The organism is Streptomyces diversicolor (assembly GCF_057537855.1).
Genome location: NZ_BAAJXA010000009.1, coordinates 259,843 through 284,264 on the forward strand (window position 1 = coordinate 259,843; position 24,422 = coordinate 284,264).

At 71.7% G+C, this 24,422-nt stretch carries 17 protein-coding genes; 8 read left to right on the plus strand and 9 right to left on the minus strand.

Going from position 1 to position 24,422, the window contains the following annotated elements:
* The first annotated feature begins 102 nt into the window (after positions 1-102).
* Together AC27LF_RS13650 and AC27LF_RS13655 are read left to right on the plus strand one after the other, a co-directional pair.
* Positions 103-1,128 (plus strand): RecB family exonuclease, encoded by a 1,026-nt coding sequence (locus AC27LF_RS13650; protein ID WP_479656576.1) that lies wholly within the window; start codon positions 103-105, stop codon positions 1,126-1,128.
* Between the two features lie 12 nt (positions 1,129-1,140).
* Positions 1,141-1,812 carry a response regulator gene (locus tag AC27LF_RS13655; protein ID WP_479656577.1) on the plus strand — a complete coding sequence of 224 codons (672 nt, stop codon included), beginning with the start codon at positions 1,141-1,143 and terminating at the stop codon, positions 1,810-1,812.
* 191 nt (positions 1,813-2,003) lie between these two features.
* Here the strand turns inward: AC27LF_RS13655 and AC27LF_RS13660 are convergent, their stop codons facing one another.
* The 3 genes from AC27LF_RS13660 to metH form a co-directional block, all read right to left on the minus strand.
* Positions 2,004-3,608 (minus strand): ABC transporter substrate-binding protein, encoded by a 1,605-nt coding sequence (locus AC27LF_RS13660; RefSeq protein WP_479656578.1) that lies wholly within the window; start codon positions 3,606-3,608, stop codon positions 2,004-2,006.
* 421 nt (positions 3,609-4,029) lie between these two features.
* Positions 4,030-4,731, minus strand: coding sequence for an HAD family hydrolase (locus tag AC27LF_RS13665; protein WP_479656579.1), 702 nt, complete (start codon positions 4,729-4,731; stop codon positions 4,030-4,032).
* 1,814 nt (positions 4,732-6,545) lie between these two features.
* A complete protein-coding gene (gene metH / locus AC27LF_RS13670; RefSeq protein ID WP_479656580.1) occupies positions 6,546-10,073 on the minus strand; it encodes a methionine synthase in 3,528 nt (1,175 codons plus the stop codon).
* A 448-nt stretch (positions 10,074-10,521) separates the two neighbouring features.
* Between metH and AC27LF_RS13675 the strand changes: the two genes are divergently transcribed.
* The 6 genes from AC27LF_RS13675 (at position 10,522) to AC27LF_RS13700 (ending at position 17,983) form a co-directional block, all read left to right on the plus strand.
* Positions 10,522-11,286, plus strand: a complete 765-nt coding sequence (locus AC27LF_RS13675) for an IclR family transcriptional regulator (protein ID WP_479656581.1) — start codon at positions 10,522-10,524, stop codon at positions 11,284-11,286.
* A gap of 574 nt (positions 11,287-11,860) precedes the next feature.
* Positions 11,861-12,664, plus strand: a complete 804-nt coding sequence (locus AC27LF_RS13680; protein WP_479656582.1) for an MIP/aquaporin family protein — start codon at positions 11,861-11,863, stop codon at positions 12,662-12,664.
* Positions 12,665-12,743: 79 nt separating this feature from the next.
* A complete protein-coding gene (gene glpK, locus AC27LF_RS13685; RefSeq protein ID WP_479656583.1) occupies positions 12,744-14,282 on the plus strand; it encodes a glycerol kinase GlpK in 1,539 nt (512 codons plus the stop codon).
* Between the two features lie 9 nt (positions 14,283-14,291).
* Positions 14,292-15,914, plus strand: a complete 1,623-nt coding sequence (locus AC27LF_RS13690) for a glycerol-3-phosphate dehydrogenase/oxidase (RefSeq protein ID WP_479656584.1) — start codon at positions 14,292-14,294, stop codon at positions 15,912-15,914.
* Between the two features lie 112 nt (positions 15,915-16,026).
* Positions 16,027-16,698, plus strand: coding sequence for a FadR/GntR family transcriptional regulator (locus tag AC27LF_RS13695; RefSeq protein ID WP_479656585.1), 672 nt, complete (start codon positions 16,027-16,029; stop codon positions 16,696-16,698).
* A gap of 283 nt (positions 16,699-16,981) precedes the next feature.
* A complete protein-coding gene (locus tag AC27LF_RS13700) occupies positions 16,982-17,983 on the plus strand; it encodes a PAC2 family protein (protein WP_404030479.1) in 1,002 nt (333 codons plus the stop codon).
* 330 nt (positions 17,984-18,313) lie between these two features.
* Here AC27LF_RS13700 and mshC read toward each other — a convergent pair whose 3' ends face one another.
* From mshC to AC27LF_RS13730, 6 genes are all read right to left on the minus strand, one after another.
* Entirely contained in the window at positions 18,314-19,543 is a 1,230-nt protein-coding gene (gene mshC, locus AC27LF_RS13705; RefSeq protein ID WP_479656586.1) for a cysteine--1-D-myo-inosityl 2-amino-2-deoxy-alpha-D-glucopyranoside ligase, read from the minus strand.
* 232 nt (positions 19,544-19,775) lie between these two features.
* On the minus strand, positions 19,776-20,606 hold the full coding sequence (locus AC27LF_RS13710; protein ID WP_479656587.1) for an SCO1664 family protein: 831 nt from the start codon (positions 20,604-20,606) through the stop codon (positions 19,776-19,778).
* Complete coding sequence (locus tag AC27LF_RS13715; RefSeq protein ID WP_479656588.1) at positions 20,570-21,160, minus strand: DUF3090 domain-containing protein; 591 nt, start codon at positions 21,158-21,160, stop codon at positions 20,570-20,572. Before AC27LF_RS13715 ends, AC27LF_RS13710 begins: the two co-directional genes overlap by 37 nt.
* Positions 21,161-21,247: 87 nt before the next feature.
* On the minus strand, positions 21,248-21,934 hold the full coding sequence (locus tag AC27LF_RS13720) for a histidine phosphatase family protein (RefSeq protein WP_479656589.1): 687 nt from the start codon (positions 21,932-21,934) through the stop codon (positions 21,248-21,250).
* Between the two features lie 228 nt (positions 21,935-22,162).
* Positions 22,163-22,951, minus strand: coding sequence for a ferritin-like domain-containing protein (locus AC27LF_RS13725; protein ID WP_479656590.1), 789 nt, complete (start codon positions 22,949-22,951; stop codon positions 22,163-22,165).
* 269 nt (positions 22,952-23,220) lie between these two features.
* Positions 23,221-24,276 (minus strand): LLM class F420-dependent oxidoreductase, encoded by a 1,056-nt coding sequence (locus AC27LF_RS13730; RefSeq protein WP_479656591.1) that lies wholly within the window; start codon positions 24,274-24,276, stop codon positions 23,221-23,223.
* Positions 24,277-24,422 lie beyond the last annotated feature (146 nt).

The window sequence follows — 24,422 nt, forward strand, 5'->3', positions numbered from 1 at the left end:
GGCGCATCGGGCCGTCCGGCCGAGACGGGTACGACCGGGACAGCCGGCACGGGTACGGCCGGGACTGCCGGCACGGGTACGGCCGGGACAGGTACAGCTGAGGTGCGTGCGGCCGAGACGGGTACAGCCGAGACGGGTACAGCCGAGGCGGGTGCGGCCGAGGCGGGTGCGGCCGAGGCGGGTGCGGCCGAGGCAGGTGCGGCTGAGGCGGGTGCGGCCGAGGCGGGTGTCGCCGGTGCGAGCGAGGGGCGTGCTGCCGGGGGCGTCGGGGGCGGGGCCGTGCCGCCCGTCTCGCTGTCGCCCTCGCGGGCCGGTGACTTCATGCAGTGTCCGCTGCTGTACCGGTTCCGGGTGATCGACCGGCTCCCGGAGAAGCCCAGTGAGGCGGCGACCCGGGGCACCCTGGTGCACGCGGTGCTGGAGCGGCTTTTCGACGCGCCCGCGGCCGAGCGGACCGCGCCCCGCGCCAAGTCGCTGATCCCCGGCCAGTGGGACCGGCTGCGGGAGACGCGGCCCGAGGTCGTGGAGTTGTTCGCGGACGACCCGCGCGGCGAACGGCTCGCGCGGTGGCTCGGCGAGGCGGAGCAGCTGGTCGAGCGCTGGTTCACGCTGGAGGATCCGAGCCGGCTGGAACCGGCCGAGCGGGAGATGTTCGTCGAGGCCGAGCTGGAGTCGGGGCTGCGGCTGCGCGGGATCATCGACCGGGTCGACGTGGCTCCCACCGGCGAGGTGCGGATCGTCGACTACAAGACGGGTAAGGCGCCGAGACCGGAGTACGCGGAGGGCGCGCTGTTCCAGATGAAGTTCTACGCGCTAGTCGTGTGGCGGCTCAAGCGGGTGGTGCCGCGCCGGCTCCAGCTCGTCTACCTGGGCAGCGGCGATGTGCTGACGTACGACCCGGTGCTCGCCGATCTCGAACGGGTCGAGCGCAAGCTGCTGGCGCTGTGGGAGGCGATCCGGCAGGCCACCGAGACGGGTGACTGGCGTCCGCGGCCGACCCGGCTGTGCGGCTGGTGCGACCACCAGGCGCACTGCCCGGAGTTCGGTGGCACTCCCCCGCCCTATCCGCTTCCGGTGAGGGGGGCCGAGTCCCGGGACGTCCCGCAGGGCAGAATGGGGCCGGGCTAGCTAAGGAGACTTATGGCCATCCGCGTCCTACTGGTGGACGACCAGCCGCTGCTGCGTACCGGATTCCGGATGATCCTGGAGGCGGAGCAGGACATCGCGGTCGTGGGCGAGGCCGGCGACGGCCTCCAGGCCCTCGACCAGGTGCGTGCCCTGCAGCCGGATGTGGTGTTGATGGACATCCGCATGCCGCGGATGGACGGGGTGGAGGCGACCCGGCAGATTTCCGGTCCGGGGCGTGACGGCCCGGCGAAGGTGCTGGTGCTGACCACGTTCGATCTGGACGAGTACGTGGTGGAGGCGCTGCGGGCCGGAGCGAGCGGCTTCCTGTTGAAGGACGCGCCCGCCCATGAACTCGTCCAGGCGATCCGGGTGGTGGCCGACGGTGAGGCGATGCTGGCGCCGAGCATCACGCGTCGGCTGCTGGACAAGTACGCGACGCATCTGCCGTCCGGTGAGGAACCGGTGCCGGACACGCTGCACACGCTCACCGAGCGTGAGGTGGAGGTGTTGAAGCTGGTGGCGCGGGGCCTGTCGAACGCCGAGATCGCGGCGGACCTGTTCGTCAGCGAGACCACGGTGAAGACGCACGTCGGGCATGTGCTGACGAAGCTGGGCCTGCGGGACCGGGTGCAGGCGGCGGTGTACGCGTACGAGAGCGGGTTGGTGCGCCCCGGCGCGCAGTGACGCTCCGGGCGTGGCGTACGGCGTACCGGCACGCCCCCGGGGATGTCCGCAGGGGAAGTCCGCAGGGGGTGTGCGTCGGCCGTACGAGAGCTACGAGAGCCCCGGGGCGCCCCTTCCGTGGAAGGGGCGCCCCGGGGCTCTCGCGGGTGCGGGGCCCGGGGCGGCCGGGCCCCGGACCGGCGGGGTGTGGGTCAGCCGCTCACGCCGCGGCCGAGCTCCCACAGCTGGAGCGAGGAGGACGAGTTGATGGCGTACGCGGCGCCCGTGATGTCGTCCCGCGCGGCGACGTACTGCTTGCCCTGCCACAGCGGCAGGACGGGGACGTCGTCGGCGACGATGTCCTGGATGCGGGTGAGGGTCTTGGCGGCGCCGAGCCGGTCGGCCTCGCGACGGGACTCCGGGATCAGGGTGTTGATGATCTCGGGGTTGGCGTAGGGCGAGGCGAGGAAGTTGTCCTTGTCGAGGAACGGCGCCAGGTAGCTGTCCGGGTCGGGGAAGTCGGGGAACCAACCCATGCCGTAGACGTCGTACTTGCCCTTGCGTTCGTCGGTCTGGTAGATGGACCAGGGCCAGCCCTTGACGCTGACGTCGAACAGGCCGCTGTCGTTGAGCTGCTTCTGCAGGACCTCGAACTCCTGCTTGGTGGCCGCGCCGTAGTGGTCGGTCGTGTAGTGCAGGGTCAGCTTCACGGGGGCGGTGACGCCGGCCTTGTCGAGCAGGTCCCTGGCCTGGTTGACGTCGGGCTCGCCGTACTTGTTGAAGAACGAGTTGGAGTGCCCGGTGATGCCGGCCGGGACCAGCGAGTACAGCGGCTCGGCCTGGGAGCCGTACACCTTGGAGACGAGTTCGGCGCGGTTGATGACCTTGGCCATCGCCTGGCGGACGGCCTTGTCCTTCACGGTGGGCGCGTCGGTGTTGAAGCCGAGGTAGCGGATCTCCAGGCCGGCCATCTCGACGAGGCTGACGTGCTCGTCGGTGCCGGCGTCGAGCTTGCGGATCTGTGCCGGCGTCATGGCGCGGGTCATGACGTCGATGTCGCCCTTTTCGAGGGCGGTGCCCATCGCGTCCGCGTCGCCGAAGGAGCGCATCTCGACCTTGTTGTTGTTCACCTTCAGACTCCCCTTGTAGTGGGGGTTCTTGGTGAAGGTGGCCGAGACGATCTCGTTGTCCTTGACGTCGGCCTTCATCGAGTAGGGGCCGGAGCCGTCCACGCCGAAGCCGTCGCGCAGCTTGTCCTTGGCGTAGTCCTTGGGATTGACGATGCCCGCGACCGGGGTGGACAGCTTGTACGGGAAGGTGGCGTCCGCGGTGGTGAGGTGGAAGATCACCTCACGGTCGCCCTGGGTCTCGATGGTGTCGATGGTGGAGAGCAGGGCGAACACACCGCTGTCCGCCTTGATGCGCAGCGCCCGTTCCATCGAGTACTTGACGTCCTCGGCGGTGACGTCGTCGCCGTTGGCGAACTTCAGCCCGTCACGCAGCTTGCAGGCGTAGCGCTCGTTGCCGCTGTCGGTGAAGCCGCAGCTCTCGGCGGCCTCGGGCACCGGTTCACCGTCGCCCTTGGGCTGCGTCATCAGGGTCTGGACGGTCTGGCGCAGCACGTTCCACGAGCCGACGTCGTATGCGTAGGCGGGGTCGAGGGGGGCCGGGGCGTCCTTGGTGGCGGTGAACCGGTCGGTGGTGCCGACGACGATCGCGCCGCCGCCATCACTCCCGCTGTCGGAACCACCGCATGCGGCGAGCACCGGCGCGAGCAGGCCCGCCATGGCCGGCAGCACCAAAGTCTTGCGGTTCATGCTCGAAATTCTCCAGGGCTGTTCGAGTCCGTGTACGCGGCATGCAGGGGTGTTGCGGCCGATCACGGGGGTAAGGGCGATGTTCTCGCGACGAGATTAGTCCGCGCCCGCACGACGCTTCACGACCACGGGAGTTGAGCGCCCATCACGCAGTGAAACCGGGCGTGGACGCACCGAAAACCCGACAGCAGCAGGATTAGTGCAGCGTTCCATCAATCGGGACACATGGTCGTGCGGAGGGTGCCTGGGCGGGGAGGGCTGGCACAGGTCCCGGCGGATGTCGACCCTCAGGAAAGTGGCAAACCTCACAACCTCAACTCGGCCGCGCATCAGCGTGATTCAGCCAGTCGGCCGACTTGGCATGGGCCGTGCGTACGGCGGCGGACTGCGGCCCAATGGGCTTGGCACGCGGGGTGGACGGCTAGTGCATATCCGTCATGAGGCCGCGCAGAAAGGCGAGGTCGACCTCTTCGAGGGAGCCGACGACGGTGCGGCGGGCGGCCGGCGTGATGGGGGCGACGGACGGTACGGCGACCACCCGGCAGCCGGCGGCCTCGGCCGACGCGACGCCGGTCGCGGTGTCCTCGACGACCGCGCATCTGGCCGGGTCCACGCCGAGGCCGGCCGCGGCGAGCAGATACGGGTCGGGGTGCGGCTTGGTGCGGGAGACCTCGTCGCCCGCGATGGACAGGCCGAAGTGGTGGGGGCCGAGGGAGACCATGACGCGGTCGATGATCCGGCGGTGGGAGGCGGAGACCAGGGCCGTGGGGATCTCCTGCTCGTACAGTTCGGCGAGCAGCCGGATGGCGCCGGGCATCAGCGGCAGGGTGCGGCCGATGCGGTCCTCGAACCCCTCGTTGAGCAGGCTGGACAGTTCGGCGAGGGTGATGTCGGCGCCGGTGGCCTCGATCAGGAAGCCGGCGCTGCGGGTCATCGGGCCGCCGACGACGACATGGCGCCAGGACTGGTCGAGGGTGTGGCCGAGGGCGGCGAAGACCTCGACCTCGACCTCCCACCAGAAGCCTTCGGTGTCCACCAGAGTGCCATCCATGTCCAGGAGGACGGCCTGCAGGGCCGAGCCTTCCGCCGAACGGGTTCCGAGCGCGGGGACCGTAGCGGTCATCCTGGCGCACCTCCTTGAGGGACGATCAGGCCGGTTCCCATGCGGGGAACCGGCCTGCGGTGGACCGACCAGTGTACGTCCCCACCACCCAAACCGCGCACCACGACCCACCCCCACCCGCTACCCCAGGTAACCCCTCACCCCCCAACACACCACCCGTGACCAGCCAAAACCCACCCACGACGCCGGCCGGCACCTGCGGACGGGACGCACGAGCACGGGCAGTTCGGCCGGGCATGGCGGGCGGTCGGGGTCGGACATGGTGCGCGGGCGCGGGCATGGTGGGCGGGCGGGCGCGGGCACGGTACGCAGATGCGGGGACGGCAACAGCGGGCGCGGTGGGCGAGGCGCGGGCGCGGCAGGCGGGCGGGGGCTGGCACGGTAGCCCAGGGGCGCGGGCATGGCGGGCGGGCATGGACGCAGCGGGCAGGCGCGGGCGCGGTGAGCGGGCACGGAGGGCAGGCGGGGGTGCGCGGGCCAGCGCGGGCACAGGCGTTGCTGACAGGGGGCGGCGGGCGCAGGTGCGGGCACGGCGGTGGGTCTGGGCGCCGTGGGTGGAGAGAGGCCCGGGGGCGCCCTGCGGGCCCAGCGGTCCGCTCCCGTGGCTGGACACCCGGTCGTGACGTGCGCGAACGAGATCACGCGCCCGCCGACGAGACGCACACCGGCACCAACCGCACGCAAGGGGCACCCCTGAGGGCCCGCCTGCGCCGCAATCAGGCAGATACCCGAGGCCCGGAGCCCAGCCGGACGCGCGCGGACGCCGCCGAGCGGCCCGGGGGCCGGATATGCGCGGACGCAGGGCAGAGCGGGCGGACGTGAGCGCAGCGGCCGGGCACGGCACAGCGGGCGCGGTGGGCGAGACTCGGGCCCGGCAGGCGGGCGGGGCGCGCATGATGCGCGGGCGCAGGCACGGTGGGCGGTCACAGCGGGCGGTGGCAGGCACGCGGTACGCGGGTGTGAACACGGTGGGCGAGGGCGGGCACAGCGGGCCCCGATTGCGAGCGTGGTGGCCGGGAGCCGGGGTTGCCGGGTCGACGGTCGGCCCGGCGAACGCCGGCGCGGGCCCGGCGTGGCGCCACGGCCGGGCGTGGGCACGGCGGCCCGGCGTAGCGCGGTGGCTGGGCAGAGCACCGGGCGTGTCCAGCAGGCCCGGCGGGGCGCGCCATGGACGGATGCCCGGCCGCAACACAGGGACGAGGACAAGACCCCGCGCCCGCCGACCAGACACGCAGTCGGCGCCGACCGGACGCACACGGGCGGCAACCGGTCGCCGCATGGGGCACGCGGGCACCCCGTGGCCCGGCGCCGGGCCGGGCGCCGGGCGGATGCCGTCGAGGTCCCGGGACAGGGCCGACACATGGTGCCCCCGAGAGTCCCCTGGCCAGGCCGGATACCTGACGCCCTCGCAAGGGCCCCGGCGCAGGCACCCCCCTGGACCCCCCACGTGGGAAGCCACCCCGCCCCGAAGACGCCTCAGGGGGAAGAAGCCGACCTCTGGAGGAAGCCGGCCCAGGCAGGAACCAACCCACCCGCGAAGCCACCCACGCGCAAAGCCCCCCGCCCGGGAAGGCGCCCCACGCCGGAAGGCGGGCCGCGTTGAAACCCGCCCTGCCCGAGAAACCAGCCCACGCAGAACCAGCCCACCCGCGAAGCCACCCGCCCGGGAAGGCGCGCCCACGTGCGAAGCCACCCGCACGGGAGGGCGCCCCGCGTGGGAGGCCCCATGCGGGAGGGTGCCCCACGTTGGAGGGCCGCCCTGCCCGGCAAGCCAACCCACGCCCGACGTCGGCTCGCGTTACCGGTGTTGGGGGTCAGCGGGCGTTGAAGTACTTGGCTTCTGGGTGGTGGATGACGATGGCGTCCGTGGACTGTTCGGGGTGGAGCTGGAACTCCTCCGAGAGGTGGACGCCGATGCGTTCCGGGCGCAGGAGTTCGGCGATCTTCGTCCGGTCCTCCAGGTCGGGGCAGGCGCCGTAGCCGAGGGAGAACCGGGCGCCCCGGTACTTCAGGGCGAACATGTCCTCCATCTCCGCCGGGTCCTCCCCGGCGAAGCCCAGCTCGGAGCGGACCCTGGCGTGCCAGTACTCGGCCAGCGCCTCCGCCAACTGCACGGACAGGCCGTGCAGTTCGAGGTATTCCCGGTAGGAGTCGGACGCGAAGAGCCGCGCCGTCTCCTCGCCGACCCGCGAGCCGACCGTGACGACCTGGAGGCCGACCACATCGGTCTCGCCCGACTCCTCCGGACGGAAGAAGTCGGCCAGGCACAGCCGGCGGCCACGCCGCTGGCGCGGGAAGGTGAACCGTGTGCGTTCGTTGCCCCGGTCGTCCAGGATGATCAGGTCGTCGTCCTTGGACACACAGGGGAAGTAGCCGTAGACGACGGCGGCTTCGAGCAGGTTCTCGGTCTGCAACCGGTCGAGGAGGCCGCGCAGCCGGGGGCGGCCCTCGCTCTCCACCAGTTCCTCGTACGAGGGTCCGTCGCCGGTGCGGGCCTGCTTCAGCCCCCACTGCCCCTTGAACAGCGCGCCCTCGTCCAGCCAGCTCGCGTACTCCTTGAGCTGGATGCCCTTGATGACGCGGGTGTCCCAGAACGGCGGCGTGGGCACGGGGTTGTCGGTGGCGACGTCCGAGCGGACGTGACCCTCCTCCGGCCGTACGTCGGTCTGGACGGCGGCCACCGGCCGCACCCGGCGCTGCCTCAGCTCCGGCAGCTTCGCCCCGGGCAGGCCCCGCTTCACGCCGACGAGCGCGTCCATCAGGCGCAGGCCCTCGAAGGCGTCGCGGGCGTAGCGGACCTCGCCCTCGTACAGCTCGTGCAGGTCCTGCTCGACGTAGGCCCGGGTCAGGGCTGCGCCGCCGAGGATCACGGGGTAGGTCGCGGCGAGGCCCCGCTGGTTCAGCTCCTCCAGATTCTCCTTCATGATCACCGTGGACTTGACCAGCAGGCCGGACATGCCGATGACGTCCGCCCGGTGTTCCTCGGCCGCCTCCAGGATGGCCGAGACCGGCTGTTTGATGCCGAGGTTGACGACGTTGTAGCCGTTGTTGGACAGGATGATGTCGACGAGGTTCTTGCCGATGTCGTGCACGTCGCCACGCACGGTGGCGAGCACGATCGTGCCCTTGCCCACGTCTTCCTGCCCGTCGGCCACCTTCTCCATGTGGGGTTCGAGGTGCGCGACGGCCGCCTTCATCACCTCGGCGGACTGCAGGACGAACGGCAGCTGCATCTGACCGGAGCCGAACAGCTCGCCGACCACCTTCATGCCGTCGAGGAGGGTTTCGTTGACGATGTCGAGGGCCTTGCGGGTCCGCAGGGCCTCGTCGAGATCGGCCTCCAGGCCGTTGCGTTCGCCGTCGATGATGCGCCGCTTCAGGCGCTCCTCCAGCGGCAGGGCGGCCAGTTCCTCGGCCTTGCCCGCCCTCAGTGACTTCGCGGTGGCGCCCTCGAACAGCGCCATCAGTTTCTGCAGCGGGTCGTAGCCCTCCGCGCGGCGGTCGTAGATGAGGTCGAGGGCCGTGCGTACCTGTTCCTCGTCGAAGCGGGCGATCGGCAGGATCTTGGAGGCGTGCACGATGGCCGAGTCCAGGCCGGCCTTCACGCACTCGTCCAGGAAGACCGAGTTGAGCAGGATGCGGGCGGCCGGGTTGAGACCGAAGGAGATGTTCGACAGGCCGAGCGTGGTCTGCACGGCGGGGTGGCGACGCTTGAGTTCGCGGATCGCCTCGATGGTGGCGATGCCGTCCCTCCGGGACTCCTCCTGGCCGGTGCAGATGGTGAAGGTCAGGGTGTCGATGAGGATGTCGTCCTCGCGGATGCCCCAGTTCCCGGTCAGGTCGTCGATCAGCCGTTCGGCGATCTCGACCTTCTTCTCCGGGGTGCGGGCCTGGCCCTCCTCGTCGATGGTCAGCGCGATCAGCGCAGCGCCGTGTTCCCGGGCGAGCCGGGTGACCTTCGCGAACCGGGACTCCGGGCCGTCGCCGTCCTCGTAGTTGACGGAGTTGATGACCGCACGGCCGCCCAGTTTCTCCAGACCGGCCCGGATGACGTCCACCTCGGTGGAGTCGAGCACGATCGGCAGGGTGGACGCGGTGGCGAAGCGGCCGGCGAGTTCGTCCATGTCGGCGACGCCGTCGCGGCCGACGTAGTCCACGCACAGGTCGAGCATGTGCGCGCCCTCGCGGATCTGTTCGCGTGCCATCTCGACGCAGTCGTCCCAGCGGCCTTCCAGCATGGCCTCGCGGAACTTCTTCGAGCCGTTGGCGTTGGTCCGCTCCCCGATCGCCAGGTAGGAGGTGTCCTGGCGGAACGGCACCGACTGGTACAGGGAGGCCGCGCCGGGCTCGGGCCGCGGGCTGCGCTCGGGCGGGGTCAGGCCCTGGACGCGCTCGACGACCTGGCGCAGATGCTCGGGGGTGGTGCCGCAGCAGCCGCCGACCAGCGAGAGGCCGTATTCGCGGACGAAGGTCTCCTGGGCGTCGGCCAGTTCCGGCGCGGTCAGCGGGTACTCGGCGCCGTCCTTGCCGAGGACCGGCAGGCCCGCGTTCGGCATGCAGGACAGCGGGATGCGGGCGGTGCGGGCGAGGTAGCGCAGGTGTTCGCTCATCTCGGCCGGGCCGGTGGCGCAGTTCAGGCCGATCATGTCGATGCCGAGTGGTTCCAGCGCGGTCAGGGCCGCGCCGATCTCGGAGCCGAGCAGCATGGTGCCGGTGGTCTCGACGGTGACGGACACGATGACCGGCAGGTCCAGGCCGAGGGCGGCAAGGCCGCGGCGGGCGCCGAGGACGGCGGCCTTGGTCTGCAACAGGTCCTGGCTGGTCTCCACCAGCAGCGCGTCGGCACCGCCCGTGACCAGGCCCTCGGCGTTGCGCTGGTAGGCGTCGCGCAGGGTGGTGTAGGCGGCGTGGCCGAGCGTGGGCAGTTTGGTGCCGGGGCCGATGGAGCCGAGGACCCAGCGCTGCCGGCCGTCGCCCGCGGTGAATTCGTCGGCGACCTCGCGGGCCACGCGGGCACCGGCCTCGGACAGCTCGTACACGCGGTCGGCGATGTCGTACTCGGCCATGGCCGCGTGGTTGGCCCCGAAGGTGTTGGTCTCGACGCAGTCCACGCCCACGGCGAAGTATGCCTCGTGGACCGAGCGGACGATGTCGGGGCGGGTCAGGTTGAGGATTTCGTTGCAGCCCTCAAGGTTCTCGAAGTCGTCGAGTGTGGGCTCCTGGGCCTGGAGCATGGTGCCCATCGCTCCGTCGGCGACCACCACACGGGTGGCGAGCGCTTCGCGGAGTGCGGACACACGGGTCCGGCTGTCGGCTGAAGGGGTCGGTGGCGACAAGGCCATGTAGGGGCTCCCTGGAGTGCGACGGCTGTCGGCTATGCGGTCGTCCGGTCGGGCCCGGAGCAGGCGCACGGCGCCAGCGTAACCGGGAGTGGGCTTGGATGGGCAGGGCGTCCACGGGACGGACGGATGGGGCGGACGGGTCACGCGGGCGCCGGGAAACCCCGACAGACCCCGACAGACGCCGACAGACGCCGACAGACGCCGGGAGACGCCGGGAGACGCCGGGAGACGCCGGGAGACGCCGGGAGACGTCGGGAGACGTCGGGAGACGTCGGGAGACGTCGGGAGACGTCGGGAGACGTCGGGAGACGTCGGGAGGGGCTGTCACGCAGGGCGATCGACCCGTTGGCGAGAGGTCGGCATGGACCGGTAGTGTTCGACATTGCCGAACGACGGCGGGGGTTGCCGCCGGGGTCGCACAGCCGAAGGGACGGAGGGCGGTACGGCGATGACACGGAACATCCAGTCGCTCGAACGGGCGGCCGCGATGCTGCGGCTGCTCGCGGGCGGCGAGCGACGGCTCGGCCTGTCGGACATCGCCTCCTCGCTGGGCCTCGCGAAGGGCACCGCCCACGGAATCCTGCGCACCCTCCAGCAGGAGGGGTTCGTGGAGCAGGACGAGCCCTCGGGGCGCTACCAGCTCGGCGCCGAGCTGCTGCGCCTGGGCACCACCTACCTCGATGTGCACGAGTTGCGGGCGCGGGCCCTGGTCTGGACGGACGACCTGGCCCGCTCCAGCGGCGAGAGCGCCTACCTGGGCGTCCTGCACCAGCACGGCGTGCTGATCGTGCACCACGTGTTCCGGCCGGACGACAGCCGGCAGGTCCTGGAGATCGGGGCCATGCAGCCGCTGCACTCCACGGCCATGGGCAAGGTGCTGTCGGCCTACGACCCCGTGGCGCACAGCGAGGCGCTGGAGGCCGACCGCAAGGCGTTCACCGATCGCACCGTGTGCGACCCGGAGGGCTTTGAGCAGGTCCTGGACCTCACCCGGGCGCGGGGGTACGCGGCGGACGTGGAGGAGACCTGGCAGGGCGTGGCCTCGGTGGCCGCGCCCATCCACGACCGGCGGCGGATGCCGGTGGGCGCGGTCGGTGTCACCGGCGCGGTGGAGCGGCTGTGCCGGGACGGTGAGCTGCGGCCCGAGCTGATCGCGGCCGTGCGGGACTGCGCCCGCGCGGTGTCGCGCGACTTGGGCGCCGGGCGGTTCTGAACCCCGCTCCCTGCTTCCTTCGGCCGATCACTCCGGCTGATCACTCCGGCCGATCGCCTCCACGGAACGCTTCGACGGATCGCCTCGACGGAACGCCTCGACCGATCACTTCGACCGATCGCTCCGACCGGGCCGGTTCGCCCGTCGGCGTGCCGGCCTTCGCCGTGTTCCGGAACCGGTAGCCCGCGGCCATCCCCGGAACCGGCCACCCGCGGCCATGCCCGGAACCGGTAGCCCACGGCCATCCCCGGAACCGGTGACCCGCGGCGCCGCCCGGGAGCGGTCACTCGTGGCGATTGGCGGGACCGCCGACCGTAGCGATGTCCGGGACCGGTCACCCGCAGCGATCAACGGCGATCAATAACGATCGGAGTTTCGCAACCAAACACTTGACTCATGCGTAACACCGGAGCAAGACTCCCGTCCAACGGTCGGCATTGTCGAACACTTACCGGCAATACGCGCTAGAGTGTGACAACGCCAAGGGCCGGCATCGCTCTCACCCCGAGGGCACCAGAACCCCCGGAGGGACCCGGGGTTCGGCTTCCCTGGACGAAGGACAAAGGAGTCGCGGGTGTCCAGCTCCGACATCTTCATCGGCGAGACCATCGGTACCGCCATACTCATCCTGCTCGGCGGTGGCGTCTGCGCCGCCGTGACGCTGAAGGCTTCCAAGGCCCGTAACGCCGGCTGGCTCGCCATCGCCTTCGGGTGGGGTTTCGCGGTGCTCACGGCGGTCTACACCTCGGCGCCCCTGTCCGGCGCCCACCTCAACCCGGCCGTGACGCTCGCGCTCGCGATCAAGGACGACGACTTCGGCAACCTGCCCGTCTACTGGGGCGGCCAGCTGCTCGGCGCCATGATCGGCGCCGCACTGGTCTGGGTCGCCTACTACGGCCAGTTCCACGCGCACCTCACCGACCGGGAGATCGTCGGCGGTCCGGGCGCCCAGGCCACCACGCCCGCGCGGGCCAAGGCCGTCGAGGCCGAGGAGCCCGCCGCCGGTCCGGTCCTCGGCGTCTTCTCCACCGGTCCGGAGATCCGGCACGCGGTCCAGAACCTCGCCACGGAGATCATCGGCACGCTGGTGCTGGTCCTCGCCATCCTCACCCAGGGCCTGAACGACAAGGGCAACGGCCTCGGCACCCTGGGCGCCCTGATCACCGCGCTGGTGGTCGTCTCCATCGGTCTGTCCCTCGGCGGCCCGACCGGGTACGCGATCAACCCGGCCCGTGACCTCGGCCCGCGCATCGTGCACGCCCTGCTGCCCCTGCCCAACAAGGGCGGCTCCGACTGGAGCTACGCCTGGATCCCGGTGGTCGGTCCGCTGATCGGCGGCGCCGTCGCTGCGGGCATCTACAACGTCGCATTTGCTTAGAAGCACTCCCGCTTCCCCCGAGCCGCACAGCAGGCGCCGCCCCGCAAGCCCTCACCCACGGAACCTCCAGGAGCACACAGTGACCGACGCCCACACCGCAGGGCCCTTCATCGCCGCGATCGACCAGGGCACGACCTCCAGCCGCTGCATCGTCTTCGACCGGGACGGCCGCATCGTCTCCGTCGACCAGAAGGAGCACGAGCAGATCTTCCCGAAGCCGGGCTGGGTCGAGCACGACGCGAACGAGATCTGGACCAACGTCCAGGAGGTCGTCGCCAAGGCCGTGGAGAAGGCCGGCATCACCCGCGACGACATCAAGGCCATCGGCATCACCAACCAGCGCGAGACCACCGTGCTGTGGGACAAGAACACCGGCCGGCCCGTCCACAACGCCATCGTCTGGCAGGACACCCGCACCGACGCCCTGTGCAAGGAACTCGGGCGCAACGTCGGCCAGGACCGCTTCCGCCGCGAGACCGGTCTGCCGCTGGCCTCCTACTTCGCCGGCCCCAAGGCCCGCTGGCTGCTCGACCACGTCGACGGGCTGCGCGAACGCGCCGAGGCCGGCGACATCCTCTTCGGCACCATGGACTCCTGGGTCATCTGGAACCTGACCGGCGGCGTCGACGGCGGCCGGCACGTCACGGACGTCACCAACGCCTCCCGCACCCTGCTGATGAACCTGCACACGATGCAGTGGGACGACAAGATCTGCGAGTCCATCGGCGTCCCGCAGCAGATCCTCCCCGAGATCCGTTCGTCCGCCGAGGTCTACGGCGAGGTCACCGGCGGCAAGCTCGGTGACCTGCTCGGCGGCATCCCGGTGGCCTCCGCGCTCGGCGACCAGCAGGCGGCCCTGTTCGGGCAGACCTGTTTCGCCGAGGGCGAGACCAAGTCGACGTACGGCACCGGCACCTTCATGGTGATGAACACCGGTGACAAGATCATCAACTCGTACGCGGGGCTGCTGACCACCGTCGGCTACAAGATCGGCGACCAGCCGACGGTCTACGCCCTTGAGGGCTCGATCGCCGTCACCGGCGCGCTGGTGCAGTGGATGCGCGACCAGATGGGCCTGATCTCCACCGCCGCCGAGATCGAGACGCTCGCGCTGTCGGTCGAGGACAACGGCGGCGCCTACTTCGTGCCGGCGTTCTCCGGTCTGTTCGCCCCGCACTGGCGCTCCGACGCCCGCGGTGTGATCGCCGGCCTGACCCGGTACGTCACCAAGGCGCACCTGGCGCGCGCCGTCCTGGAGGCCACCGCCTGGCAGACGCGGGAGATCGCGGACGCCATGACCAAGGACTCCGGCGTCGAACTGTCCACCCTGAAGGTCGACGGCGGCATGACCGCCAACAACCTGCTCATGCAGAACCTCGCCGACGTCCTGGACGCCCCGGTGGTGCGCCCCATGGTCGCCGAGACGACCTGTCTGGGCGCCGCCTACGCCGCCGGTCTCGCCGTCGGCTTCTGGAACAACACCGACGACCTGCGTGCCAACTGGCGCCGGGCCGCCGAGTGGACGCCCCGCATGGACGCGGAGACCCGCGACCGTGAATACAAGAACTGGCTCAAGGCCGTCGAGCGGACCATGGGCTGGATCGAGCACGAGGAGTAAGCACCCGACATGACCAGTCAGCCCACCCTGCAGTCCGTGCCCGCTCTGGGGACGCGCCCGGCCTACGGCGCCAACCCGAGCCGCGCCGAGACCCGGGAACAGCTCGCCAGGGCGTCGTACGACCTTCTTGTGATCGGCGGCGGCATCCTCGGCATCTCCACCGCCTGGCACGCCGCGCAGTCCGGTCTCAGGGTGGCTCTGGTCGACGCCGGCGACTTCGCCGGTGCCACCTCGTCCGCCTCCTCCAAGCTGCTCCACGGCGGCCTGCGCTATCTGCAGACCGGCGCGGTCAAGCTGGTCGCGGAGAACCACTTCGAACGGCGCGCGGTCTCCCGCCAGGTGGCCCCCCATCTGGCGAACCCGCTCACCTTCTACCTCCCGGTGTACAAGGGCGGGCCGCACGGCGCGGCGAAGCTCGGGGCGGGTGTCTTCGCGTACTCGGCGCTGTCCGCGTTCGGGGACGGCGTGGGCCATCTGCTCTCCCCCGCGAAGGCCGCGCAGGACGTGCCCGAGCTGCGCACCGAGAACCTGAAGGCCGTGGCCGTGTACGGCGACGACCAGATGAACGACGCCCGCATGGCGCTGATGACGGTCCGCGCGGCCGTCGAGGCGGGCGCCGTCGTCCTCAACCACGCCGAGGTGACCGGGCTGCGCTTCACCCGGGGCCGGGTCACCGGCGCCGAGCTGACGGACCGGCTGTCCGGCGACGAGTTCGGCGTGAACGCCCGGCTGGTGCTGAATGCGACCGGCCCCTGGGTGGACCGGCTGCGCGCGCTGGAGGACCCGAACGCGGCGCCGTCGATCCGGCTGTCGAAGGGCGCGCACCTGGTGCTCAGGCGCACCGCCCCCTGGAAGGCGGCGCTCGCCACCCCGATCGACAAGTACCGCATCACCTTCGCCCTCCCTTGGGAGGACATGCTGCTGCTCGGCACGACCGACGAGGCGTACGAGGGCGACCCCGCGGATGTCGCGGTCACCGACAAGGACATCGCCCAGATACTCGACGAGGCCGCGTTCTCCGTGCGCGACCAGCAGCTCGACCGCGACCTGATCACCTACGCGTTCGCCGGTCTGCGGGTGCTGCCGGGCGGCCCCGGCGACACCGCGAAGGCCAAGCGGGAGACCGTGGTGACCGAGGGCAGGGGCGGCATGCTGTCCGTCGCCGGCGGCAAGTGGACGACCTTCCGGCACATCGGCCGTACGGTCATGAAGAAGCTGGAGTCGCTGCCCGGCCATCCGCTGGGCGACGACTTCGAACCGGTCTCCGCGCTGCCGAGGAAGCTGCCGCTGCCCGGCGTGGCCAATCCCCGTGCGGTGGCCCACCGGCTCCTCGTGGACCGTCCGGCTCCCGGCCCGCGGATGGCCGCCGACACGGCGCGGCACCTGGCCACCCACTACGGTTCGCTGGCCTTCGACATCGCCCGGCTGACCAACGAGGACCCGCGGCTGGCCGAGCGGGTCCACCCGGACGCGCCGGAGATCTGGGCGCAGGTGGTGTGGGCACGGGACCACGAGTGGGCCGAGACACCGGAGGACGTGCTGCGGCGCCGGACGACGCTGACGATCCGCGGGCTCGCCACGGACGCGGTGCGCGACGAGGTCGCCGGGGTACTGGCCGAGAAGCGGGCGTAGACAGGTCTTCCGGCCGTGCCGAGGGCGGTCCCGCTGCGGTGGGGTCGCCCGGAGGCGATGCCCCCATAATGTGGCCTGAGACATCGGATGTCTGAGCGCAGGGAGGCCCGTCATGGCAGTCACCGATGAGGCGATCGAGAAGATCAAGGACATGATCGTCTCCGGCGCGCTGCGCCCCGGCGACCGGCTGCCCAAGGAGAGCGAGCTGGCGGCGGAACTGGGGCTGTCCCGCAACTCGCTGCGGGAGGCGGTGCGCGCGCTGTCGCTGATCCGGATCCTGGACGTGCGTCAGGGCGACGGTACGTATGTCACCAGCCTCGATCCGCAGGTGCTGCTGGAGGCGATGAGTTTCGTCGTGGACTTCCACCGCGACGACACGGTCCTGGAGTTCCTTGCGGTGCGCCGGATCCTGGAGCCGGCCGCGACGGCGATGGCGGCCCCGCGGATCAGCGAGCGGCAACTGGACGCGCTGACGGACCAGTTGGACGCGCTGGGCGCGGCGCCCTCGGTGGAGGAACTGGTCGCCTGCGACCTGGAGTTCCACCGCGGCATCGTGCGGGGCTCCGGGAACTCGGTGCTGTGCTCCCTGCTCGACGGGCTGTCCGGGCCGACGACCCGGGCCCGGATCTGGCGCGGGCTCACCCAGGAGGACGCGGTGGCCCGCACGCTGCGTGAGCACCGGGCGATCCTGGCCGCGCTGCGGGACCGGGACGCGGAGGCGGCACGGTCGTGGGCGACGGTGCATATCGCTAGCGTGGAGCACTGGCTACGGTCCACTCTGTGAGTTCGGCCGGGGGCGCCGTGGGGGTTGGGGGTGGGGTGTTGGTGCGGGTTTGTGGGGGCCGGTCGCGCAGTTCCCCGCGCCCCTTGGGCTTCTCCAGTGGGGCGGAGTGATGAGTCGGGGTGGGCTGGTGGGGGCGTTTGGTGTCGGCGGTGGGCGTGGGTGTTCCTTGGTGGTGAACGGGGCAGTGATGCGTTCACTCGGGTGTGCAAGGGGGCTGCGGGGGGTCCCGCTGGACGCCGTAAGGTTGGGACGTACGCGAGGGCACGTCGGAAGGAGGCGCTGGGTGATCGAGCTGGAGGGAGTTCCCGAGCTGATCGACCCAGTCATGGTGGCCGCGTTCGAGGGCTGGAACGATGCCGGCGACGCCGCCTCCACCGCGGTCGCTCATCTTGAGCGGGAGTGGAAGGGCGAGGTGTTCGCGGCGCTGGACGCCGAGGACTACTACGACTTCCAGGTGAACCGCCCCACGGTGTTCATGGACGGCGGCGTACGCAAGATCACCTGGCCGACGACCAGACTGTCGGTGGTCCGGGTCGGCGGCGACAAGCCGCGGGACCTGGTGCTGATCCGCGGCATCGAACCGTCCATGCGGTGGCGCTCGTTCTGCAACGAGCTGCTGGGCTTCGCGCACGAGCTGGGCGTGGAGCTGGTGGTCATCCTGGGGGCGCTGCTCGGCGACACCCCGCACACGCGTCCGGTCCCGGTCAGCGGGGTCACGTCCGACCCGGACCTGGCCGACCGCATGGACCTGGAGGAGACCAAGTACGAGGGCCCCACGGGCATCGTCGGTGTGCTGCAGGAGGCGTGCACGCACGCGGGCGTGCCGGCCGTCAGCCTGTGGGCCGCGGTGCCGCACTATGTGTCGCAGCCGCCCAACCCGAAGGCGACGCTGGCCCTGCTCAACCGCCTGGAGGACCTGCTCGACCTGCGCATTCCGCTGGGCGAGCTGGCGGAGGACGCGCGCGCCTGGCAGGTGGGCGTGGACCAGCTGGCGGCCGAGGACAGTGAGGTCGCCGAGTACGTGCAGACGCTGGAGGAGGCGCGGGACACCGCCGAGCTGCCGGAGGCGTCGGGCGAGGCGATCGCCCGGGAGTTCGAGCGGTATCTGCGGCGCCGTGACGTCAGCCCGCCGGGCGGGCACGCCACGGCGGACGGCGGGGACGGCCCCTCCCCGTCGTCGTACCGGCGGGACAATCCGCCCGGCAGGACCCGGCCGCCGAAGCCGCCGAAGCCCGGCGGTTCCGGTACGCCGGACAGCGACGACGAGGACACCTCGGAGGACTGAGCGGGGCGGTGCGCACGGCGTACCGCCCCCGTCGTGTCACGCGTCGACGGCGGTCACGAAGTACGCCGAGTTCGAGGCCGACGCCGGGTCAGGGCTGGTGCGGAGGAGCCGTGTCCGGGTGCCACGGGGTGACCTTCCGCGAGGGGACCGGCAGTTGCCCGATCCAGGGGTCAGCTGACACGCCCCACCCCATCACAGCAACCGCACGGCTCCCCGTACGAGCCCACGACCGTCATGCCATCGCCCCCGCCCCGAGCACGCCCCCGGGCTCCCCCCGCCCGCGGCCGACGGGCTGACGGGCCGCGGGCGAAGGGCTTGTCGGGGGCGGGGTCACAGGGCGACGCCCAGTAGGGCGTCCACCGTGCGTGAGACGATGCCCGGGGCGCCCGGGTCCGTGCCGCCGTGTTCCTGCTGCTCGGCGGCCCACCGGTCGACGGCGGCCAGCGCGGCCGGGGCGTCGAGGTCGTGCGCCAGCGCCTCGCGGATCTCCTCGACCAGCGCCTCGGCGGGCGGCCCGTCGGGCCGGGAGACCGCGGCGCGCCAGCGGCCGAGCCGGGCCACCGCGTCCGCCAGCACCCCGTCGGTCCACTCCCAGTCGGACCGGTAGTGGTGGGCGAGGAGGGCGAGCCGGATGGCGGCGGGGTCGACGCCGTCGCGGCGCAGCCGGGAGACGAAGACGAGGTTGCCCTTGGACTTCGACATCTTCTCGCCGTCCAGGGCGACCATGCCGGCGTGGACGTACGCCTTGGCCATGGGGAACTCGCCGGTCAGCACCTGGGCGTGCGAGGCGCCCATCTCGTGGTGCGGGAAGGCGAGGTCCGAGCCGCCGCCCTGGACGTCGAAGCCCATGCCCAGGTGGTCCAGGGCGATGGCGACGCACTCGATGTGCCAGCCGGGGCGGCCGGGGCCCAGTGAGCCGCCGTCCCAGCGGGGTTCGCCGGCGCGTGCGGCCATCCACAGCATCGGGTCGACGGGGTTCTTCTTGCCCGGGCGGTCCGGGTCGCCGCCGCGCTCGGCGGACAGCAGCCGCATGGCGGCGGCGTCGAGGCGCGAGACGCTGCCGAAGTGCGGGTCGGACTCCACGGAGAAGTAGATGTCGCCTTCGAGTTCGTAGGCCGCGCCCAGGTCCCGCAGCCGCTCGATGAGCGGCACGATGCCCGGTATGGCCTCGACGGCGCCGATGTAGTGCTCCGGGGGCAGCATCCGCAGCGCGGTCATGTCCTCGCGGAACAGGGCGGTCTCCTGCTCGGCGAGGGCGACCCAGTCGACGCCGTCGCGCTGGGCGCGTTCCAGCAGCGGGTCGTCGACGTCGGTGACGTTCTGGACGTAGTGCACCTGGCGCTTCGTGTCGAGCCACACGCGCTGGACGAGGTCGAACGCGTTGTAGGTCGCCGCGTGACCCATGTGGGTCGCGTCGTACGGCGTGATGCCGCAGACGTAGATACGGGCGACGGGACCGGGGACGAGAGTGACCAGGCCGCCGGTCGCGGTGTCGTGGATCCTCAGGTCGCGGCCCTGACCGGGCAGGGCGGGGACGTCGGAAGCGGGCCAGGCATGCATGTACATGAGACTAACCGGCGGCGAGTTCGGCCCACGAACCGGACCAGGCCGGATGGCCGGAAAGGCGATCTTGCGGGCGGGCCGCCGATGTGCTGCGCCGCCCGCCGGACGCTCCGCGGGAGGGGCCGTACCGCGCCGTCGGCCGACCGCGGTGGCGCGCAGCCGCCCGCGCGGTTGCCCGCGCCGCCCCTTCGGGGCCCCGGCGCAGCACGGCGGACTCCGCTCGGTCCGCTCAGACGGGCGGCCAGGGAATGGCGGGCCATTCCCCGCTCGGCTCCGGATGGGTCCCGGACGTCAGCAGCGCCTCGACACGCGCGCGAGTGGCCGCCAGCTCCGCCGCCGTGATCAGCCCGGCCAGCCGGCCGGCCAGTGCGCCGCCGTCGCCCAGGGCGTCGCGCAGGCCCTTGAGGACGTCGACCGCCTCCGGGGTGAGCGGTTCGCCCGCCCAGCCCCACAGCAGCGTGCGCAGCTTGTTCTCGGCGTTGAAGGTGACCCCGTGGTCGATGCCGTACAGCCGTCCGTCGGCGGTCGGCAGCAGATGGCCGCCTTTGCGGTCGGCGTTGTTGATCACCGCGTCGAGGACGGCGAGCCGGCGCAGCCGCTCGTCGTCGGCGTGCACCAGCAGCGCCGTGCGCCCCTCGCCGACCTCGGCGAGGCCGATCGCCTTCCAGCCCGGTTCGGGTTCCTCGCCGTCGACCAGGGCGAGCAGTTCGGCGTCGGGGGCCGCCTCGACCCACAGCTGGCACATGCCCTCGCCGTAGGGCCCCTCCCGCAGCACCGTGGGCGGCACCAGGCCCCAGCCGGTGGCCTCGGAGACCTCGTACGCGGCCACCTCACGCTCGGCGAGGGTGCCGTCGGGGAAGTCCCACAGGGGGCGCTCCCCGGCGACCGGCTTGTAGACGCAGGACGCCTCCTGCCCGTCGTGGACGACCGTGCAGAACAGTGCGGCGTTGGACGCGTCGCGGATGCGGCCGCGTACCTTCAGCTCGCCCCTGGCCAGCAGCTCGGCGGGGGCGGTGGCGGGCGTCACGCTCCGCGGCGGTATCCGTTCTGGCGCGGACATACGTGTCCTTCCGGATCGAGCGGCAGGCTGCACAGCGGGCACGGCGGCCTTCCGGCGTTGACGACGTCGAGGGCGCGCTTGGCGAAGGCCCTGGCCTGGGCGCCGGTGAGCCGGACCCGCAGCATCGGGGGCCCGTTCTCCTCGTCCTGGAGCAGCCGTTCCTCGGCCTCGGCGAGGTCCTCGTCGGAGTCGGCTTCCAATTCCACCAGCGCCTGCGCCTCGACGATCATGCGCTGTTCGTCGCCGTCCCAGGCCAGGGCCATGGTGCCGACGCGGAACTCCTCGTCGATGGGGGTGTCGAGCGGGGCGGAGTCCGTGATCTCGTTCGGGGCGACCGCGGGCACCGGCGCGCTGCCGCCGCTACGGCGTACCACCTCGTCGAGCAGTTCGTCCATGCGCTCCGCGAGTGCGGCCACCTGGGTCTTCTCCAGGGCCACGCTGGTCACCCGGGGGCCGGCGGAGGCCTGGAGGAAGAACGTACGGCGTCCGGGCAGCCCGACCGTGCCGGCCACGAAGCGGTCCGGGGGGTCGTAGAGGAACACCTGACGGGACACGTCCTGTCTCCATTGGAATCGAGAATGCGTGAAGGTCCATGCGTGAACGCGATGATGTCAACCGCTTCACCCTACTGCGGCCGACGATCACGGTGCGCCCGCACCGCCTCCGACCGGAGCGTCTTCACCGGGCGGTTCCTCGCGGGGCACAAGGGAGGCGAAATCCCCGGTGTCACCGAGGCGAACGAGGAACGGCCGCAGCCGCGTGTACCGGATCGCGGTGACGGAGCAGGGTTCGACGGAGATCCGCTGGAACAGGTCGAGGTGCAGGCCGAGGGCGTCGGCGACGAGGGACTTGATGACGTCGCCGTGCGAGCACATCAGGTACACGGCGTCCGGGCCGTGGTCGCGTTCCACGCGCGCGTTCCATTCGCGCACGGCCTCCGCGGCGCGGGCCTGCATGGCCCGCATGGACTCGCCTCCGGGGAACGCGGCGGCCGACGGGTGCGCCTGTACGACCTGCATCAGCGGCTCGTCGTTCAGCTCGGCGAGTTTGCGTCCGGTCCAGTCTCCGTAGTGGCACTCCCCGATCCGGTCGTCGGTGTGGGCGGTCAGCGCCGGCCGGGAGTCCAGGAGTGGCCGGATCGTCTCCTGGCAGCGTTGCAGGGGGCTGGTGACCGCTTCGGCGAGGGGCAGCGCGGCGAGCCGTCCGGGCAGTGCGGCGGCCTGCGCGGCGCCGCGCTCGTCCAGGGCGACGCCGGGCGTCCAGCCGGCCAGCTCGCCCGCGGTGTTGGCGGTGGAACGTCCGTGCCTTACGAGGATCAGCGTGGGCATGCGGCCCAGGGTAAGCGCCCGTCCGAGGTGCCCGGGGGCGCCGGTGCCGTCGGGTGCGGGCGTGACGGTCCGCTCCTCCCGCGTTCCTCGCCCCGGTCACGGAGGAGTACGGACCGCGTTCGCCGGCCTGCAGCGGTCCGGCCGACACACTGAATCCCCGTCAGCGACCCGGCCCGGCGACCTCGATGACCGCCTCGCGCGCGTGGAGGTGCCGCAGGGCGTTCGGTGTCAGGCGAACTCGGGGGCGGTCGGGGCCGGGCCGCCCAGGGCGTTGCGGCGCTCGGGCATCCGCAGGGACACCATGCGCCGCCAGCCCGCCGCCCGCTCGTACCCGTACACGGCGTGGATGCCGGCCGCGAGCAGCGCGGACTTGGCCTTCGGCCAGCCGAGGATGCGGCCCATGTGGGCCATGACGGCGAGACTGACGTCCCGGTAGATCCGGATCTCGGCCAGGGCGCACTCGCGCAGGGCGCGCCGGATGGCGGGGCCGTGTCCGGCCTGCGCGAGGCGCAGCAGTTCCTCGTGGCAGTAGGCGAGGTGGTTGTCCTCGTCGTTGGAGATCATCTTCACGGCGCGGCCGAGATCGGGGTGGTCGCCGAAGTGCTTGCGCAGCATCGTCATCTGCTCGCAGGCCCGCTGCTCGGTGACCCGGCTGTGGGCGAGGTAGACGATGAGGTCCTGGACCGTCAGCGGCTCCTCGGCGTTGAGCTTGTCGTGGGCGAGTCCGATGCCGTGGCGTTCCAGGAGCATGGTGTAGTCCGTCTCCGGCGGGACCGGGGCGGGCCGCAGACCGCGCTTGTTCATCAGTGCGTTGAAGATGCGTCCGTGCTTGTCCTCGTCGGCGCCGTGGCGGGTGATCTTGGGGGCGAGCGCGCGTTCGCCCGGTGGCACGCGTGCGGCGATCCGCGCGTTCTCCCAGCCGCCCTGCGATTCCCCGCTGGCCGCGATGGAGCAGAAGAGCCGGAAGGACTCGTCGTTGTCGAGGATCTCCTGGAACAGACTCTTGGCCGAAAGCATCGTGGGCACCTTCCTGCGGGATGCGTGCGTTCCGCGGGGCTCCGCCGGTTTCCATGGGATTCCGCAAAGAACGAGTCAAATGCCGCACAGAAGGCGCCGCAACAGGTATGTCGGACAACTCCGCCGAACGGATGAGCAGTCGGGGCGTGGCGGGGGCGTAACCGCGCGGGCGCGGGCGCGTTGGTCCCCGTGACGGCCGTGGCGGGGAAGACCCCCGAGCCCCCACCACGGCCGTGAGAACACCCTCCGTGGACGCCGCGGGCCTTGCCTCAGGCGAGGCCCGCGCGGTCCAGGGCCTCGGTGCCGGCCCGCAGGGAGGCGATCCGCTCGTCGAGCGTGAAGCCCGCGGGGGCGAGGGTGAGGGTGGTCACCCCGGCCGCGGCATAGGACTTCATGCGGTCGGCGATGCGGTCGACGGAGCCGAGCAGAGTGGTCCGGTCGATCAGGTCCTGTGGTACGGCGGCCGCGGCGCCCTGCTTGTCGCCCGAGAGGTACTTGTCCTGGATCTCGGCGGCTTCCTTCTCGTATCCCATGCGCTGGGCGAGCTGGTTGTAGAAGTTCTGCTTGCGGCTGCCCATGCCGCCGACGTACAGGGCGGTGTAGGGGCGGAAGGTGTCGGCGAGCCGGGACACGTCCTTGTCGTCGCCGACGGCGAGCGGCAGGGTCGGGCAGACGTCGAACCCGTCGAGGCCCTTGCCCGCCTTCTCGCGCCCGGCGCGCAGGTACTTGACGGCCGTCTCCTCCAGGTGGTCGGCCGAGGGGAAGATGAGCAGCGCCCCGTCGGCGATCTCCCCGGTCTGTTCCAGGTTCCTGGGCCCGATGGCGGCGATGTAGAGCGGAATGTGCTCGCGCTGCGGGTGCACGGTCAGCTTGATCGGCTTGCCGGGGCCGCCGGGCAGCGGCAGCGTCCAGTGCTCGCCCTCGTACGAAAGGCGTTCGCGGGTCATGGCCCGGCGGACGATCTCGACGTACTCGCGGGTGCGGGAGAGGGGCTTGTCGAACGTGACCCCGTACCAGCCCTCGGAGACCTGTGGGCCCGAGACGCCGAGGCCGAGCCGGAAGCGGCCGCCGGACAGCGAGTCGAGGGTCGCGGCGGTCATCGCGGTCATCGCGGGCTGCCGGGCCGGGATCTGGAAGATGGCCGAGCCGACGTCGATCCGTTCCGTGTGCGCGGCGACCCAGGTCAGTACGGTGGCCGCGTCCGATCCGTACGCCTCGGCCGCCCAGCACACGGCGTACCCCAGCCGCTCGGCCTCCTTGGCCACGGCCAGATTGTCCGCGTCCATTCCGGCGCCCCAGTACCCGAGGTTGATCCCGAGCTGCATGACCGATTCCCCTTACCCGCGAGTAACGTCCCTGACAGCCAGACCCTAGCGCGCCCCGCCCCCACACGGCAGCCGCGGCCCGGGAAACGGCGAGCACGTCGCACGGGAGCGGCGGGCGCCCGCGCGGGGTCGGCGGCCACGTCGCG